A 17,689-nucleotide genomic window follows, 5' to 3' on the forward strand; every position below is an offset into this window, starting at 1 on the left:
GGCTCGGAATACTGGATCGCCCGCCTTCGCGGGCGATGACGGCAGAGAATGCGGAGCGCGCATCTACTACTCCGCAGCCGCCGCAAAGCGGCTGTTCTCCAGTTCCGCTTCCAGCCGCGACTTCTCCGCCGCCGCCAGCTTGGTGTTGGCTTCCTTGACATGGCCGAAGCCGCGGATCGTCTCCGGCACGCGGGCAAGCCGCGTCAGCAGCGACAGCTGCTCCGCTTTCAGCCCGGCGATCCGCTGATCGATCATGCCGAGATAATCCTCGACCAGCTTCCGCTCGGTCTTGCGCTCCTCGGTACGGCCGAACGGATCGAACGCGCCGCCGCGGAGGAATTTCAGTTTGGCCAGCACGCGGAAGGCGTGAATCATCCAGCCGCCGAATTCCTTCTTCTGGAGATGTCCGGTGGTCTTGTCGCGTCGCGCGAAGATCGGCGGGGCCAGATGAAACTTCAGCGTGAAGTCGCCGTCGAATTTCTCCGAGATCTTCTTGGAGAAGCTGCCGTCGGTATAAAGCCGCGCGACCTCGTACTCGTCCTTGTAGGACATGAGCTTGAACAAGTTTTTGGCGACGGCCTCGGCCAACTCCGTGGACGCGGGCGAGGCAGCTGCTTCCGCCTTGCGCACCCTGGCGACGGCTGCGAGGTAGCGGTCGGCGTAGGCCTTGTCCTGATAGCCCGTCAAAAACTCGGCACGCGTCGCGATGATGTCGTCGAGCGACTTCGTCGGGGCGGATGCCCGGCTCCTGAACTGCAGCACGCTACGCACCCGCGACATGTCGTGGGCGGCGAGGCGTCCCCAGGTGAAGGCGAGCTTGTTCATGTCGATCGCGGCGCCGTTGATCTCGATGGCGCGGAGCAACGCTTCCAGCGACAGCGGGATCGCGCCCTTCTGGAAGGCAAAGCCGAGCATGAAAGGATTTGTCGCGATCGAGTCGCCCATCAGCGCGGAGGCAATGCCGGTGGCATCGATGATGTCGAGGTTGTTGTCGCCGACAGCATCGCGCAGCACGGTCTGCATCGTGTCCATCTCGAAATCGAGATCCGGATTTTGCACGAAGCTCGCGGTCGGCTGCAGGTCGGCGTTGACATAGGCCTTGGTTACGCCGCGCTCGGCGCGGCTGAGCGCGGAGGGACCGGCCGAGACGATCATGTCGCAGCCGAGGATGACGTCGGCGCCGCCCGTGGTGATGCGGACCGCGGAGATGTCTTCCGGCTTCGCGGCGATGCGTACATGGCTCATCACCGCGCCGTTCTTCTGCGACAGGCCGGTGAAATCCAGTGCCGAGCAGCCGCGGCCGTCGACATGGGCGGCCATGCCGAGCAGCGCGCCGATGGTGATGACACCGGTGCCGCCGATTCCGGTGACGAGAATGTTGTAGGGGGCGTCCAGCTCACGCGCGGGGGGCAGCGGCAGGTCGACAAACAGCTGGCCTGAGTCGACTGTCGATGTCTTGATCCGCTTGAGCGTGCCGCCATGCACGGTGACGAAACTCGGACAAAAGCCCTCGACGCAGGAAAAGTCCTTGTTGCAGTTCGACTGGTCGATCTGGCGCTTGCGGCCGAACTCGGTCTCCAGCGGCTGCACCGAGACGCAGTTCGAGGCTTGCGAGCAGTCGCCGCAGCCTTCGCAGACCAGCTCGTTGATGAAGGCGCGTTTGGCGGGATCCGGATACAGCCCGCGCTTGCGGCGGCGGCGCTTTTCCGCGGCGCAGGTCTGGTCGTAGATGATGACCGTAAGGCCCTTGATGTCGCGCAGCTCGCGCTGCACGGCATCGAGCTCGCGGCGGTGATGGATGGTCGCGCCTTGCGGGAAGTAATTGCCGTCAGGGTACTTGGTGGGATCGTCGGAGACGATCGCGAGGCGCTTGACGCCCTCGGCCCAGACCTGTTGAGCGATCTGGGCAACGTTGAAGCCGCCCTCGGCCGGCTGGCCGCCGGTCATCGCGACGGCGTCGTTGTAGAGGATCTTGTAGGTGATGCTGATGCCGGCGGCCGATGCCGCGCGAAGGGCAAGCAGTCCGGAATGGGTGTAGGTGCCGTCGCCGAGGTTCTGGAAGATGTGCTGCTCGGTGGTGAAGGGCGCTTGTCCGATCCAGTTCACGCCCTCGGCGCCCATATGCGAGATCAGATCGGTGCGGCGGGTCGGCATGCTCAGGGCCATGCCGTGGCAGCCGATGCCGGCCATGGCGCGGCTTCCCTCGGGCACGCGCGTCGAGGTGTTGTGCGGGCAGCCCGAGCAGAAGAATGGCGTGCGCGCCAGTTTGATTTGCTGGGAGGCCGGAACAGGAGTGTCGAAGGCCTCGAGCCGGGCGAGGCGCTGCTCAAGCACCGGGCTGTGGTGGCCGAGCTTGCGCAGCCGCGCCACCAGTGCGGCTGCAACGACGGTCGGCGTCAGTTCGCCCTCGCTCGGCAATAGCGGCGCGCCTCGCTCGTCGCGTTTTCCCGTCACGGTCGGGCGCCGGGACGCATCGATGTTGTAGAGGATGCGCATCAGCTGGTCTTCGATGAAGCCGCGCTTCTCCTCGACCACCAGCACGTCCTGAAGTCCTTCGGCGAAGCGCTTGGCGCCGGTTTCCTCGAGCGGCCAGGTCAGTGCGACCTTGTAGATGCGCAAGCCCAAATCCTGCGCGTCCTTGTCGGTAATGCCCAGATCGGCCAGCGCCTGCCGCAGATCGAGATAAGCCTTGCCGGTCGCGACGATGCCGAGCCGTGCCGGCCTGGAGTCGAGCACGATGCGGTCGAGCTGGTTGGCGCGCGCAAAGGCCTGCACCGCCGCCATCTTCGGGCCGAACAGGCGCCTTTCCGCGTCGAGCGGCGGATCGGGCCAGCGGATGTTGAGGCCGCCGGGCGGCATCTCGAAATCTTCGGGGAGCTTGATCTGGATGCGTTCGGGATCGCTGTCAATCGAGGCCGAACTCTCCACCGTCTCGCTGATCGCCTTGAAGCCGACCCAGCAGCCGGAGAAGCGCGACAGCGCAAAACCGTAGAGGCCGAGGTCGAGATAGTCCTGTAGCGTGGCCGGGTTGATGACGGGGATCAGCGCCGCTGCGAAGACCTGCTCGCTCTGGTGCGCCAGTGTCGAGGACTGGCAGCCGTGGTCGTCGCCGGCGAGCGCGAGCACGCCGCCGTTGAGCGAGGTGCCGGCGGCATTCGCATGCTTGAGCGCGTCGACCGAGCGATCAACGCCCGGCCCCTTGCCGTACCAGATGCCGAACACGCCATCGACCTTCGCGCCGGGAAACAGGCCGACCTGCTGGCTGCCCCAGACGGCGGTCGCCGCGAGGTCCTCGTTCAAGCCGGGAACGAAGGCGATGTCGTGCTGCTGGAGGTGTGACTTCGCGCGCCACAATGCGTGGTCGTACATGCCGAGCGGGGAACCGCGATAGCCCGAGATGAAGCCGCCGGTGTTGAGGCCCTGAAGCCGGTCGCGTTCGCGCTGCAGCATGGGCAGCCGGACCAACGCCTGAGTACCGGACAGGAAGATCCGCTTCGATTCGAGCCGGTATTTGTCATCCAGCTCGACCTGCATCAGCGTCATTTCAGGAGTCCTCGTCTCTTGTTTGGCTTTTCTTCGACTTGGGGTTTGCGCTGCGGGAGGGAGGAGCGGCTGCGCGACGCGAATTGTGACAGTCAAAAGCATGCACAGACGAAGTCAATATCGCTGGCCGCATCCGTGGCGCTCCTGCTGGTCATGGCTTCCTGTGGAGAGCACCATGACGGCAAGCGCGTTTCGACACTGAGATTACGGAGATAGCTGAGGCTCCGATCGGGCCATGGCGCCACCCGCGCCAGATGCTCCAAGCAGAGGTATTGCGCGGCACGGCCGATATCGTTGCTGCGCCGACAGCCCTCGACGTCTTCGCGAACTCATGCCGCTGGCGACCCCATGATCCTCAAGACCTGAAGGTCGCTCTACATGACGACGCTGAAGGCCTCTTGCGCGCACCATGGGGAGGAGCATCGGGGGCTGTATGGAGCGGGTCGCTAGCGCCACCTTCGTCGTTCCGGGGCGCGCGTCGCGCGAGCCCGGATCGATTTCAGCGCGTGTTTAGCCGCCCGATGGATTCCGGGTTCGACGCTTACGCATCGCCCCGGAATAACGACGGAGAGCGCTCATCCTTTGGGCAAATGCACGCCGCAAAGCCGCCGCACAGCGAATAAGCAGACCCCGGCTTTCCTAATAACATTCTGACAGCGCAGTAAATTTTCCTGCGCCGTCGGCTTAATCGCAATTGTACACAATGGCATGGCGCTTGCAGAACTCCTGCAGAGAGAGTTCTCGCGGGGGCCTTGAGTCATGTTGAACTCAACCAAGCCGACACTGGGTGTCATCAGCGCCGAACCGGAGCCGGTCAAGCTCGACTGGCCGGCCACCGCGCTTCTCATCATCGACATGCAGCGCGACTTCATGGAGCCCGGCGGTTTCGGCGAGACGCTGGGCAACGACGTCAGCCAGCTCGCGCGTGCGGTGAAGCCGATCGGTGCCGTGCTGAAGGCCGCGCGGGATACCGGCATGCTGGTGATCCACACGCGCGAGGGCCATCTGCCCGATCTCTCCGACGCGCCGCCGGCGAAAGTCGAGCGCGGCGCGCCATCCCTTCGCATCGGCGACCCCGGTCCCATGGGACGCATTCTCATTCGCGGCGAGGCCGGCCACGACATCATCCCGGAGCTCTATCCGCTCGACAGCGAGATCGTGATCGACAAGCCCGGCAAGGGCGCATTCTACGCCACCGAACTCACCGACGTGCTGGAGAAATACGGCATCGAAAATCTGCTGGTGTGCGGCGTCACCACCGAAGTGTGTGTCAACACCACCGTGCGCGAGGCCAACGACCGCGGCTATCGCTGCGTCGTCATCTCGGACGGCTGCGCGTCCTACTTCCCCGAATTTCACGAGATGGGCCTGAAGATGATCAAGGCCCAGGGCGGCATCTTCGGCTGGGTCGCAAGCTCAGCCGCGGTTCTGGAGGCGATGAAGATTTCCACATCAGCGTAGGGGCATCACCATGAGCACAAGCACGACGGGGACGGCCGGCACCTTCGAGTTCAAGCCGGCACTATGGACACCGGGCGACTGGAACGCGTTTTTCGGCTTCGGCACCAACATCCTCGTCAACATGCTGGTGCTCACGGGCCTGCTGCGCTTCGTCCTGAAGATGCCTGACAGTCTCGTGTTCGGCCGCATCCTTCCCGCACTCGGGTTGATGATGTGCCTTTCCACCTTCTACTACGCGTACCTCGCCTATCGTCTCGCGCAGAAGACCGGTCGCAACGACGTCTGTGCGTTGCCGTCAGGCGTCAGCGTGCCGCATATGTTCATCGTCACCTTCGCGATCATGCTGCCGATCACGATCAAGACCGGCGATCCGCTCAAGGGCTGGTCGGCCGGCCTGGTCTGGGTGTTCTTCCAGAGCTTCATCCTGATGATCGGCGGCTTCATCGCGCCGTTCATTCGAAAGATCACGCCGCGCGCGGCGCTGCTCGGTACGCTCGCCGGCGTCTCCGTCACCTTCATCTCGATGCGACCGGCGCTCGAAATGTACATGACGCCACAGATCGGCCTGGTCTGCTTCGCCATCATCCTGGTGAGCTGGTTCGGCGGCGTGAAATATTGGCGCGGCATTCCCGCCGGTCTCGTTGCGATCGCGGTGGGCATGGTTATCGCCTGGGGCTCGAACCTGTTCGGCCTCGGTCTCGGCGGGCTCAGCGTCAAGGGCGTCAGTGATGCCTTCGCGAATTTCGGCTTCTCGGTGCCGATCCCGGCGGTGGGCTACGTCTTCTCCGGATTCGAATTCCTTGGCGTCATCCTGGTCACCGCCATTCCGTTCGGCATCTATGATCTCGTCGAGGCCATGGACAATGTCGAGAGCGCGGAAGCCGCCGGCGACGAATATCCGACCACGCGCGTGCTCACCGCCGACGGAATCGTCAGCCTGATCGGCTGCCTGATGGGCAACCCCTTTATCAACGCCGTCTATATCGGCCATCCCGGCTGGAAGGCGATGGGCGGCCGCATCGGCTATTCGGCCGCGACCGGCATCATGGTGGTGGTGCTGGCCTGGTTCGGCATCATCTCGGTGCTGCTGGCGCTGGTCCCGGTCGTCGCGATCTCGCCGATCCTGCTCTATATCGGCATGCTCATTGGCGCGCAGGCGTTCCAGACCACGCCGATCAAGCACGCGCCCGCGATCGTGCTGGCGCTGACGCCGCATTTGGCCGCCTGGGCCAAGCTCCAGATCGACACCATGCTGGGCTCGACCATGAACGCGGCTGCGACCGTCGGCGGAATGGCCGCCGACAAGGCCGACGCGGTCAAGGCGGCCGCGATTGCAGCGCTGCCGCAGCAGGGCGTGTTCTATCACGGACTCGAAGTGATGGGCGGCGGCTCCATCCTCGGCGGCCTGATCCTGGGTGCGATCGGCGTCTTCATCATCGAGCGCGACTTCGAGAAAGCCTCGGCATTCGCGCTGGTTGGTGCGGTCCTGACTTACTTCGGCTTCATGCACGGCGAAGCCGTCGGCATCGGCGGCGGATTTGGCGTCACGCCCGCGGTCGCGTTCGCCTATGCCGTGATGGCCGCCGGTCTGTTCGCGGCCAGCAGGCTCGGCGCGAGCGAGCCTTACATGCCGCACGCGGACATGCACGCGGCACCGGCGGAGTAGCTACCCGCCCTTGACGGCACCAGCGGTGAGCCCGGCGACGATCTGTCGCTGGGCGAACACCGTCAGCAGCAGCACCGGGAGGGTGACGATCAGCGCGGCGGCCGCGAGCGGCCCCCAGCTCAACTGGTCGAACGAAATCATGTTGTAGACGGCGACCGGCAGGGTGCGGGTCTCGCGTCCGGCCAGCACGATGCCGAACACAAAGTTGTTCCAGGAGAAGATCACAGCCAGGATGAAGGCAACGGCGATGCCGGGCTTGGCGATTGGCAGGGCAACGTGCCGAAAGACCTGCCAGCGCGTGGCGCCGTCGATGAGGGCTGCTTCTTCCAGCTCCATCGGCGTCGTCTCGAAATAGCCGATCATAATCCAGATCACGATCGGCACCGTGACCACGAGGTGGATGATGATCTGCGGCACCAGCGTGCCGAGCAGTCCCAGCCACTGGAACATGAGAAACAGCGGGATCAGATAGGACAGGCCCGGCGTGATACGGGCGATCAGGATCACGATCGCGGATTTGTGCGCGGCCATGCGCGCGATGCCGTAGCCGGCGGGGACACCGACGAGCAGCGCAAGCAACGTCGCGCTGCCGGTCACGATCAGGCTGTTGATGAAATAGGTCAGGAAGCGGTTGGAGGCGAGCACGTCGGCATAGTTCTTCCAGGCGACATGCTCGGGGAAGAACACCGGCGGGTAGGCGGCGTTGTCGATCTCGAATTTGAGCGACAGCGACAGCATCCAGAGAAAGAACAGGATCGCCGGCGACACGATGAGGAACACCGAGAACCACAGGCCGATTTTGCCGACGATTTGCCTTGGACTCATGTGCCGCTCGCGATCTCGGTCCACAGCATGCGCTGGCGCGCGTAGAGCATCACCGCCGCAAGCAGGACGATCAGCAGGAAGAACACGACAGCAATCGACGAGCCGTAGCCGAGGTCGTAGTAGGAGAAGGCGACGCTGTAGAGATAGATGTTGATCGTCTCCGACGCCGATCCCGGACCGCCCTGCGTGATCGCGAAAATGATATCGAAGCTCTTCACGGCATCGATCATGCGGATCATGCCGGCGATGAACAGGAACGGCATGATCAGCGGCAGGGTGATGAAACGGAACACCTGCCAGATGCTGGCGCCGTCGATCTGTGCACTTTCGTAAGGTTCGGTCGGGATCGCGGCCAGGCCGCCGAGCACGATCAACATCACCAGCGGCGTCCATTGCCAGGTCTCGACCAGCACCAGCGAGGGAATGACGGTCGCGGGATGAAACACCCAGAGCTGCGCGGGGATTCCGACCAGCGACAGCAGATAATTCAGCACGCCGAGCTGCGGGTGGAACATCATGGTCCAGACCAGCGCGATCGCCACGGGCGTCGCCATCATCGGCATGATGAAGACGCCGCGCAGAAAGCCGCGGCCGGGAAATTTCTGGTGAAACACCACGGCCGCAAACGTGCCGAGCACGAGCGGCAGCAGCACGGACAATATGGTGTAGACCAGTGTATGTCCGACGGCCTCGATGAAGCGGGGATCGCTCGTCAGCCGCAGATAATTGGACAACCCGACGAAGGTGGTCGAGGAGCCGACCTTCCACTCGTTCAGGCTCATCCAGATCGTGAAGACCCACGGGAAGATGATGATCGCGATCACGACGACCAGCGCCGGCACCACGAACGGCCAGTACGACGGCGGCCGCAACGCTTTCTCCGGCGCGGCATCAGACTGTGCCGCGCCCGGAGTCGATTGTGTCAACGCACTCACGCCTTCTCGCTACGCTCCAGGATCGGCCGGTACTGATCGTTGGCCTTCTTCAGCTCGGCGGCAGGATCGGCGCCGGACAAGGTCGCAGTGACGGCCGCGCCGACGATGTCGCGGAATTCGGCGACCGGGATCACGACGGGCAGGCCCAGCTTGCTGATCTTGCCGGAATCGATCACCGATTGCAGCCACTCCTTGGTCTTGACGCCCTTCTGAACCTCGGCATCGCCAAGGATCGAGTTGCGGAACGGGACGCCGCCGCCGGCCTGCAGCAGCCGCGCTCCTTGCGTTTTCGAGACCACCCATTGGCAGAGCAGATAGGCGGCTTCCTTGTTCTTGCTCGCAGCGGCAACGCCGATGCCGTCGCCATAGGTCGAGGAATATTGTCCCTTGGGGCCGGCGGGCACGACGGTGTAGCCGACTTTGCCGACAACGCGCGAGGCAGCCGGATCTTCCAGCGGCGGCGCCCAGCCGACGCCGTCGATCCACATCGCGGATCGGCCTTGCGTGAACGAGGCCATCGACTCCATCCAGTTAAAGCCGGCGACGCCTGGAGGTGCCGATTTGGTCAGGAGCGTCTGATACAGCTTGGTCGCGGCAATGGCTTCCGGACCGTCGGTCAGGATGTTGCCCTTGGCGTCGAGGAATTCTCCGCCATAGTTGAGGAAGAAGTTGCTCCACATCGCCATGTTGGCGTTGCGCAAGCCGCGCCCGACAAAGCCGTAGATGCCTTCCTTGGTATCGGTGAGCTTCTCGGCCGCCGCAGCCATCTCATCGAGGGTCTTGGGAACGGCGACGCCCTTCTTCTCGAACAGCTCCTTGTTGTAATAGAGGATGAAATAATCGACCGACCACGGCAGCGACAGCATCTGGCCCTTGTCGTTCCTGGCGTATTGCAGGCCCGCGGCCGAGAAGTCGCTCTCGACGAGATCGGGGGCGGTCAGCGCCGGGTCCTTCATGAAGGGGGTCAAGTCGGCGAGCCAGCCGGCCTTCTCGAACTGCCGCTTCTGCACGTGGTAGCTGAGATGGACGACGTCGAAGCTCGGACGGCCCGAGGTGAACTCGATCACCACCTTCTGGCGCTGCTGCTGCTCGGGAATCTGCTCCGCTTCGACCTGGATGCCGGTGAGCTCGGTGAACTCCTTGACGTATTTTTGCAGGTTGTCGCCGCGGGGCCCCTTGGCGAGGATCACCTCAAGCTTGGTCCCTGCGTATTTCTTCCAGTTCACCTCGGCGCGCGCCGGCATTCCCGTCAGGCCGAGCGCTCCAGCTGCGGCCGTGCCGGTCAAGAGCGTACGACGCGAGATTTTGTGGTTGACCACTTTAGGTCCCTCCCTGTGACTCAATTTGGGCGGATACTAGCGGCCGTTCCGCGTCTGCCTAGCCCTAATCTGTGGAATTCAGGGCCGCACGGCCGGCGTTTCCATCGGCAAGCCATGCGCTCGCGACATCAGATAGAGTTCGAGCGCGACCAGCTCGGGCGCGCCGAAATCATAGGCCTGGGCGCGGACACCTGTCATGCAGCTGCGTAGCCGGCGCTCCAGCGATCCCAGCGTCTGCCATTCCAGGCGATAAAGCGGATAGCCGGTCGGCTGTCCCTGCGTGATCGGCGCGCCGGCAAGTCGCTTGTCGAAATTGTCATCGTGGCAATTGGTGCAGGCAAGGTTGAGCTGGCCCTCGCGCTGCATGAAGAGGTCGCGGCCCTGTTCGACGAATGGCTTCAGTTGCGGGTCGTCGCCAGCCGTGATCGCAGCGCCGCGCGATTGGTGCGCGACGTAGGCGGACAGGGCCAGCAGGTCGCGGCTCTCGTAGGGGAGCGCCGGTGCCTGCTGATGATTGCTGCGGCAGAGATTGATGCGCTGGTCGAGCGTGACGGGGCGCGCCAGCGCCTTGTCGAAGGCCGGATATAGCGCGGCGACGCCTTTCATGCTGCCGCGTGCATCGCCATGGCAATCCGCACAGGCCTTGTCGGCGCTGCCGGTCCTCTTCGTCCACAACGCCTCACCATCGAGCACGAACAGCATCCCGGGATTTGAGGTGTCGTCATCCTGCATCGCGCGGGTGTCGGGCCCCATGAACGAATAGCCGGAGCGGCGCGCGTCCGGCGGAATCTCGCCGGCGAGCAGGGCAGGGCCGGTGGCGAGGAGCGCCGCGGCCGATATCGTGCGCCAAAAACTCATTCGACCGTGATCGACGCCGATGCGCTGGACGAATAACCGTTATCGCCGATCCACTCGAACTCGAACTTGCCGCTCTCCTTCGCGACCGTGAAGAACGACAGATAGGGATTGGCCGCAATCGCCGGAAAGAGATCGGCGCGAAAAATCTCGGTGCCGTTATAGCGGCACGTAAAGCTCGTGATGATGTCGCGCGGTACCAGCGCCCCATCCGCGGTGTGGCGGAAGCCGGTCTCCATGATGTGCGAGGTCAACGTGCGGATCTCGATGATTTCGCCGCGTCTGGCTTTCGTGGGAACGTTGATGAGCGCAGCCATCAATTCATCTCCTCGGTGCAGGCGGCCAGCGTCACGACGATTTCGGTCGTGACCTGCCAGAACGTATCGTCGGAAAGACGCGCGATCGCCACCACCTTCTGGGTGTCGGCGAGCCGAATCCGGGTCGAGATTTGGGCGCGGCCGGAGGAGGGGCCGAGATGGAAGTTGCCGATGTTCGGCTGCGGGTTCTTCTCGTTGAAGACGTGGATGCTCTTGACGTAGTCGTCCGCCGTCATCGGGCTCGCGACGCTCACGGTCATCGGCACCGTGTTGCCGTTCTCGACCAGCGGCGGAATGTCGAGCTTCACCTTGCCGGTGCGGACAGGTGCTTCGCCGACGACGTTGCGGATCGCGGCGGTGAGCATCGCCGGTGTCGCCTCGAGCGGCCGCAGCGTGAGGATCGGGATCGTCCCGGCGAACGTCACGCTTCCGGCAAGAGTCACGAATCGTCGTCGCGTGGTTGGCATGAACAGTCCTAGTCCCGAAGCGTTGCAAGAAAAGCCACGATGTCCTCGATCTCGGCGGCGGACAAGATCGGTTTGCCGGCGAAATTTCGCCCGACCCGCACGAGGTGGTCGGTGCGATAATAGGACGGCATGATGGTCTCAGGGTTGAAGCGCGCCGCATCGACCAGTCGAAGCCGCAACTGGCTCACCGTCCAGCGGTTCCCCGCACCCGAGAGGTCAGGCGCGAGGTCGCCCTGGAACCGGGTTTCGGAGAAGGGACCGGAATGGCAGAGGATGCAGGTCGTCGTGCGCGCGAGCACGAGCGCGCGCCCGCGCGCGGCATCGCCGGGCGCGCCGGTGAGCGATTCCGCGATGCCGTCGCCGACGACGTTGTAGGGCACAAGCTCGTCCGCGTTAGCAGCGCCGGCAACACTTGCGGCGATCAGAGCTGCGATATGGACCGATGCTTTAGCCAAAGGTGTCCGCCGTGATGGTTTGAAACCAGCGCTCGGCATCGGTCGCCTCGCGGGCACGCAATTCGCGCGGCGCATCGACCGGGCTGGTCGCTCCGCCCTCGACCTCGGCGAAGATGTCGCCCTTGGGCTGGTAGTTGCCTGCGAGTGAAAAGCCGTAGCCGGGTGCGACAATGTTGTAGCAGACGCCTGTCAGTCGCGGCGTTTCTGGCGCGCGGCCGGCAAGGAGGTTCACGATCGCGGCGGCGCAGGCCTTGCCTTGGGCGCTTGCCGCGGATGCCGATTTGGGAATGCCCCCGCCGAGGCAGGCATCGCCGACGACGTGGATATTCTGGACAAGTTTCGATTCGAAGGTCACGGGATCGATCGGGCACCAGCCGGTGGCATCCGCAGCGCCCGCGATCTCGGCGATGCGTCCCGCTCGCTGCGGCGGGACGACGTTGGCGACGTCAGGCGTGTAATTGCCGAACTCGGTGACGATGGTCTTTGTCGCGGGATCGATCGAGGTCACGCGGCCGCCTTGCGACAGAGAGATGCGTTCGATCATATCGCCGTACAGCTCTTTCCACGCCCTCTCGAACAGTCGCTGCTGGGAGAAGCTGTCCTTGGCGTCGAGGATCAAGACCTTTGAGCGTGGCTTCTTCGTTTTCAGGTAATGCGCGATCAGGCTGGCGCGCTCGTAAGGCGCCGGCGGACAGCGCGAGGGATTGGCGGGGATCGCAATGGCGACGGTGCCGCCGTCCGGCATTGCCTCCAATTGGCGACGCAGCAGCAGCGTCTGTGCGCCGGCCTTCCAGGCGTGCGGCATTTTTTCTGATGCCGCGTCGTCGTAGCCGGGCAGGGCTTCGAAATGGAAGTCGATGCCGGGGGAGAGTACGAGACGATCATAGGGCAGCGCAACGCCATCGGCAGTCATGACGCTGCGCAGTTGCGGCTCGATTGTGGTTACGGCCTGGCTGATCACCGTGACGCCCTCGGCGGCGAGTCTGTCATAGCCAAACTGCTGCGCGTCGATTTCGCGCAGACCCGCGATCACCTCGTTGCTGAACGGGCAGGAGGTGAAGACGGGACTGGGTTCGATCAGGATGACTTGCAAGTTCGCCTGCGCGCGCTTCAGCGCGCGGGCGCACGCCGCACCGCCAAAGCCGCCGCCGACCACGACGACGCGGCCTGCCGATTGCGCGCGCAGGATCGAAGGGACGGCGATTGATGTGGCCGCGGCGGTGATGCCGAGGACGGCATCCCGCCGTGTCACCGACGCATTCATTGGTCTTGTCCGGAAAGTGTGCCGCGGCGGCCGTTACGGCCGCCGCGGCGTTTCTCAGGCGAAGGTGATGTTCTGGTCGCGCAGCGGCACCGAACGGATGCGTTTGCCCGTCGCCGCGAAGTACGCATTGAGCACCGCCGGCGCTGCGACGCCGATGGTCGGCTCGCCGACACCGCCCCAGAACCCGCCGCTCGGCACCATTACCGACTCCACCTTCGGCATCTCGTTGATGCGCATCGAATTGTAGGTGTCGAAGTTGGTCTGCTCGATCTTGCCGTCCTTGACGGTGCAGCCGCCGTAGAACAGCGCGGAGAGGCCATAGACGAAGGAGCCCGCGATCTGCCGCTCCACCTGCGCCGGATTGACGACGTAGCCGGGATCGGTGGAGGCGACGATGCGATGCACCTTGATCTTGTTGCCGTCGGTCACCGAGATCTCGGCGGCGCCGGCGACATAGCTGCCATAGCCCATCACCTGCGCGATGCCGCGATAGATGCCTTGCGGCGCCGGGGTGCTCCAGCCGATCTTCTCCGCCACGGCATTGAGCACGGCCAGATGCTTGGGGTGATTGCCCATCAGCTTGCGGCGAAACTCGAGCGGGTCCTGGCCTGCGGCCTGGGCCAGCTCGTCCATGAAGCATTCCATGTAGATCGCGTTGTGATTGACGTTGACGCCGCGCCAGAAGCCCGGCGGAACGTGCGGGTTGCGCATCGCATGCTCGACCAGGAGGTTTGGCACGGAGTAACCGAACGCGGCTTCGCCGGACTGGGCGACGCCCTGGAATGCGGCCGGATCCATGCCGTTCTGCAGCGCTTCGGGGCGGAGCGAGAACAGGATCGATTGCCCGGACAGGCGGTAGTGCAGCGCGACCAGATTGTTGTCCGCATCGAACGCGCCGGTCATCTTGCACTGGGTGATCGGGTGATATCTGCCGTGCGCCATGTCCTCTTCGCGCGACCACAACAGCTTGATCGGCGTGCCCGGCATCTGCTTGGCGATCAAGACGGCCTGACGGACATAGTCGGTCTGGCCGCGCCGGCCGAAGCCGCCGCCGGGCATCACCTTGTGCACGTCGCACTTCTCCGCCGGCAGGCCCGACGCTTCCAACGTGGCGGCGAAGGCCGCCTCGCCATTCTGCGTGCCGCACCAGACCTCGCACTTGTCGGCCGTGTAGAGCGCCGTGGCGTTCATCGGCTCCATCGTGGCGTGGTTCTGGTAGGGATAGCTGTAGACGGCCTCGATCTTCTTGGCGGCACCGGCGATCGCCGCCTTGGCGTCGCCGTTCTTGTTGCCGACATAGGCCGGCTGGTCGTTGGCGAGACCCTCGGCCAACCACTTTGCAATCGACTCGCTCGAGACCTTGGCGTTGTCGCCCTCGTCCCAGACGATCGGCAGCGCCTCCAACGCGGTCTTGGCCTGCCACCAGGTATCGGCAACAACCGCGACCGCGGTGTCGCCGACCTTGATGACCTTCTTGACGCCTTTCATGTCGGTGATCTTGGCTTCGTCATAGCTCTTCAGCTTGCCGCCGAACACCGGGCAATCCTTGATCGCGGCGTTCAGCATGCCCGGCAGCTTGACGTCGATGCCGTAGATCATGGTGCCGGTGGTCTTCTCGGCGGTGTCCAGCCGCTTCACGCCCTTGCCGATCAGCTTCCAGTCCTTGGGATCCTTCAGCTTGACGTCGGCCGGCGGCGTCAGCTTGGCCGCGGCCTCGGCGACCTTGCCGTAGGTCGTGGTCTTGCCGGACGGCGTGTGGGTGATGACGCTGTTGGCGGCCGTGCATTCGGACGCCGGCACGTTCCACGCCTCGGCGGCGGCCTGGATCAGCATCACGCGTGCGGTGGCGCCGCCCTTGCGGACATAGTCTTGCGAGGAGCGAATGCCGCGGCTGCCGCCGGTCGAGAAATCGCCCCAGACGCGCTTGCGGGCGACGCTCTGGCCCGGTGTCGGATATTCGGTCGAGACCTTCGACCAGTCGCATTCAAGTTCCTCGGCGACGAGCTGGGCAAGGCCGGTGAGCGAGCCCTGGCCCATTTCGGAGCGGGCGATGCGGATGACGACGGTGTCGTCGGGCCTGACCACGACCCAGGCGCCGATCTCGGGGGAGCCGTCGGCCGCGCGGACCACGGCGGGGCCGCCGAAGGGGATATCGAGGCCGATTGCGAGACCTGCGCCGACCGCGGCGGTGCCGATGACGAAGGCACGGCGGTTCATGCTGGGAGAGACATGCTTGTTCATGTGGCGGCTCCTTACGCGCTTGCGATCGTGTGGATCGCTTCGCGCACCTGCTGGAAGGTGCCGCAGCGGCAGATATTGGTGATGGCCTCGTCGATGTCGGCGTCGGTCGGCTTCGGCTTCTCGCTCAGCAGCGCCGCCACCGCCATGATCATGCCGCTCTGGCAATAGCCGCATTGCGGCACGTCCTGGGCAATCCAGGCTTCCTGCACCTTGTGCAGTGCGTTGCCGGAGGCGAGCCCTTCGATGGTCGTGATCTTCTTGCCTGCGGCCTCGCCGACCGAAACGCCGCAGGAGCGGGTGGCGACGCCGTCGATGTGAACGGTGCAGGCGCCGCATTGTGCAATGCCGCAGCCATATTTCGTGCCGGTCAGGCCGGCATTCTCGCGGATCGCCCAGAGCAGGGGCGTATCCGGCTCGACGTCGAGCGTGAAGGTTTTTCCGTTGATTGTTAGGTTTGCCATCGCAGTCCCCTGATTGGCCCAATCCACCGATTGGACTCAGGGGCGCAATGTGTCCGGCAAATTGGAAACGTTCAAATCAACAGTCCGGGGGGTAGCCGCCAGAGATTTGCTCCCTGGGCGGCCCGCGGCACGGCTTGGGGCGACGTCTACCGGCTTCCGTGCGCAGACGCCCTTGGAACCGGAGCGACAGTTTGTCTCTTTTGCCGGGGTGCAAGTCGACAATGCTCTGCTACAGTGGAATCAGCCAAAAAGAGGTTCCATGAACGTACCGCAGCCTTGCAAAGTCCTGATGCTCTATCCGCTGTTCTCGGCAGAGTCCTTCTGGAGCTTTGGCGAATCCTGCAAAGTGTTGGGCGTGAAGCGCCCTGCGGCCCCTTTGGGGCTGATCACCGTTGCCGCGATGTTGCCCGAGCACTGGACGGTCCGGCTGATCGATTGCAACACGGAAGCCTTCAGCGACGAGGATCTTTCCTGGGCCGACGTCGTCTTCACGGGCGGAATGATGCCGCAGCAGGCCGACACGCTGCGCCTGATCGAAATTTGCCGTGCCGCGGGCAAGCCGGTGGTCGTCGGCGGTCCCGATCCCACCTCAAGCCCCCATATCTATGAGAGGGCCGACTTCCAGGTGCTCGGAGAGGCCGAGAGCGTTCTCCACGAATTCGTCGCGGCCTGGGACAGTGGCGCCCGCTCCGGCGTCTTCATCGCGCCAAAATTCCAGGCCGACGTCACCAAGACGCCGGTGCCGCGCTTCGACCTGCTGAAGTTCGAGGACTACCTTTATCTCGGTGTGCAGTATTCCCGCGGCTGCCCGTTCACCTGCGAGTTCTGCGATATCATCGAGCTCTATGGCCGGGTGCCGCGAACCAAGACGAATGAGCAAATGCTGAACGAGCTCGACAGGCTCTACGCCATGGGCTACCGCGGCCATCTCGACTTCGTCGACGACAATTTCATCGGCAACAAGAAGTCGCTGCGGCTGTTCCTGCCCCAGCTCGCCGAATGGCAGCGTGCTCACGGCTATCCCTTCGAATTGTCGACTGAGGCCTCGGTCAATTTGGCCGACGATCCCGAGCTATTGGAGCTGATGGGCGCGGCGAATTTCTTCGCCATCTTCGTCGGTATCGAAAGTCCGGATCCGGCGACGCTGGTCGCGATGCGGAAGAAGCAGAACACGCGGCGGAACATCGCCGAGAGCATCCACAAGATCTACGCCGCGGGCATGCTCGTCACCGCCGGTTTCATCGTCGGCTTCGACAATGAGAAGCTCTCGATGGCGGATGCCATGATCGACTTCATCGAAGAGGCGGCGATCCCCGTCAGCATGGTCGGCCTGCTCTATGCCTTGCCGAACACGCAGCTCACGCGCCGCCTCGAGCGCGAAGGCCGGCTGCACCCGGGCCACGATTTGGCGCCGACCATCGGCGCGGATCAGTGTACCGCTGGGATCAACTTCGATCCGGTGCGCCCGTTGCGCGACATCCTGACGGACTACAAGCGCGTGCTGGAGCACATCTATAGCCCAGAGGCCTATGCAAGGCGCGTTGATCGCCTGATGACGCTGCTCGACCGGTCCAGGCAGCGCCAAGAGCTCGCCGAGGGCGATATCCGCGCCGGGCTCGGGGCGATGGAAACGGTGCACAAGGTGGTCACAGCCCTTCCCGAGGCGCGTGGGCCGCTGTGGCAGACCTTCATGAGCTGCGCCAAGCGCGACACCTCATCGGCGCGGATCGCCGTGCAGATGATTGCCGCCTATGCCCATCTCGGGCCGTTCTCGCGCAAGGTCATCGCTGCCATCGATCAGCGCCTCGCTGCGCTCGACGAGGAGACGGTCATTCCGGCCGCGACTGTCGAGGTGACGGCAGCCCGCCATCTGGCCTGAC

The 17,689-nt window shown here is 64.2% G+C and carries 14 protein-coding genes; 3 read left to right on the forward strand and 11 right to left on the reverse strand.

Translation table 11 applies throughout. The annotated features are described in order from the left end of the window. Positions 1–66 precede the first annotated feature (66 nt). Positions 67–3,543 (reverse strand): indolepyruvate ferredoxin oxidoreductase family protein, encoded by a 3,477-nt coding sequence (locus ABIB90_RS28660; RefSeq protein WP_354201779.1) that lies wholly within the window; start codon positions 3,541–3,543, stop codon positions 67–69. A 759-nt stretch (positions 3,544–4,302) separates the two neighbouring features. Here ABIB90_RS28660 and ABIB90_RS28665 point away from each other — a divergent pair. Continuing rightward, the gene (locus ABIB90_RS28665; protein WP_007594065.1) at positions 4,303–5,004 is read left to right on the forward strand and encodes a cysteine hydrolase family protein; all 702 of its coding nucleotides are present in this window, start codon (positions 4,303–4,305) and stop codon (positions 5,002–5,004) included. A gap of 10 nt (positions 5,005–5,014) precedes the next feature. After that, positions 5,015–6,670: a regulator gene (locus ABIB90_RS28670; RefSeq protein WP_354201780.1), complete on the forward strand. Its 1,656-nt coding sequence runs from the start codon at positions 5,015–5,017 to the stop codon at positions 6,668–6,670. Here the strand turns inward: ABIB90_RS28670 and ABIB90_RS28675 are convergent, their stop codons facing one another. The 10 genes from ABIB90_RS28675 to ABIB90_RS28720 all read right to left on the reverse strand — a co-directional run bounded on the left by ABIB90_RS28675 (position 6,671) and on the right by ABIB90_RS28720 (position 15,809). Continuing rightward, the gene (locus ABIB90_RS28675; RefSeq protein ID WP_354163286.1) at positions 6,671–7,495 is read right to left on the reverse strand and encodes a carbohydrate ABC transporter permease; all 825 of its coding nucleotides are present in this window, start codon (positions 7,493–7,495) and stop codon (positions 6,671–6,673) included. Further along, the gene (locus ABIB90_RS28680) at positions 7,492–8,430 is read right to left on the reverse strand and encodes a carbohydrate ABC transporter permease (protein WP_354201781.1); all 939 of its coding nucleotides are present in this window, start codon (positions 8,428–8,430) and stop codon (positions 7,492–7,494) included. The genes ABIB90_RS28675 and ABIB90_RS28680 overlap by 4 nt, the downstream gene beginning before the upstream one ends. Then, positions 8,427–9,749, reverse strand: coding sequence for an ABC transporter substrate-binding protein (locus tag ABIB90_RS28685; protein WP_219682781.1), 1,323 nt, complete (start codon positions 9,747–9,749; stop codon positions 8,427–8,429). Before ABIB90_RS28685 ends, ABIB90_RS28680 begins: the two co-directional genes overlap by 4 nt. Before the next feature lie 78 nt (positions 9,750–9,827). Beyond that, complete coding sequence (soxA, locus tag ABIB90_RS28690) at positions 9,828–10,607, reverse strand: sulfur oxidation c-type cytochrome SoxA (protein WP_354201782.1); 780 nt, start codon at positions 10,605–10,607, stop codon at positions 9,828–9,830. After that, complete coding sequence (gene soxZ, locus ABIB90_RS28695) at positions 10,604–10,921, reverse strand: thiosulfate oxidation carrier complex protein SoxZ (RefSeq protein WP_219682779.1); 318 nt, start codon at positions 10,919–10,921, stop codon at positions 10,604–10,606. Before soxZ ends, soxA begins: the two co-directional genes overlap by 4 nt. Continuing rightward, the gene (locus ABIB90_RS28700; RefSeq protein ID WP_007594054.1) at positions 10,921–11,388 is read right to left on the reverse strand and encodes a SoxY-related AACIE arm protein; all 468 of its coding nucleotides are present in this window, start codon (positions 11,386–11,388) and stop codon (positions 10,921–10,923) included. The genes soxZ and ABIB90_RS28700 overlap by 1 nt, the downstream gene beginning before the upstream one ends. 8 nt (positions 11,389–11,396) lie before the next feature. After that, positions 11,397–11,843, reverse strand: a complete 447-nt coding sequence (gene soxX, locus ABIB90_RS28705; protein ID WP_354163271.1) for a sulfur oxidation c-type cytochrome SoxX — start codon at positions 11,841–11,843, stop codon at positions 11,397–11,399. Beyond that, positions 11,836–13,107 (reverse strand): FCSD flavin-binding domain-containing protein, encoded by a 1,272-nt coding sequence (locus ABIB90_RS28710; protein ID WP_354201783.1) that lies wholly within the window; start codon positions 13,105–13,107, stop codon positions 11,836–11,838. Before ABIB90_RS28710 ends, soxX begins: the two co-directional genes overlap by 8 nt. Before the next feature lie 54 nt (positions 13,108–13,161). Continuing rightward, the gene (locus ABIB90_RS28715) at positions 13,162–15,348 is read right to left on the reverse strand and encodes a xanthine dehydrogenase family protein molybdopterin-binding subunit (RefSeq protein ID WP_354201784.1); all 2,187 of its coding nucleotides are present in this window, start codon (positions 15,346–15,348) and stop codon (positions 13,162–13,164) included. An 11-nt stretch (positions 15,349–15,359) separates the two neighbouring features. Then, positions 15,360–15,809, reverse strand: a complete 450-nt coding sequence (locus ABIB90_RS28720; protein WP_007594050.1) for a (2Fe-2S)-binding protein — start codon at positions 15,807–15,809, stop codon at positions 15,360–15,362. A gap of 259 nt (positions 15,810–16,068) precedes the next feature. Between ABIB90_RS28720 and ABIB90_RS28725 the strand changes: the two genes are divergently transcribed. Continuing rightward, positions 16,069–17,688: a B12-binding domain-containing radical SAM protein gene (locus ABIB90_RS28725; RefSeq protein ID WP_354201785.1), complete on the forward strand. Its 1,620-nt coding sequence runs from the start codon at positions 16,069–16,071 to the stop codon at positions 17,686–17,688. The last annotated feature ends 1 nt before the right edge of the window (position 17,689 follow it).

Source organism: Bradyrhizobium sp. JR4.1, from assembly GCF_040548605.1.
GTDB classification, from domain to species: Bacteria; Pseudomonadota; Alphaproteobacteria; order Rhizobiales; family Xanthobacteraceae; genus Bradyrhizobium; species Bradyrhizobium canariense.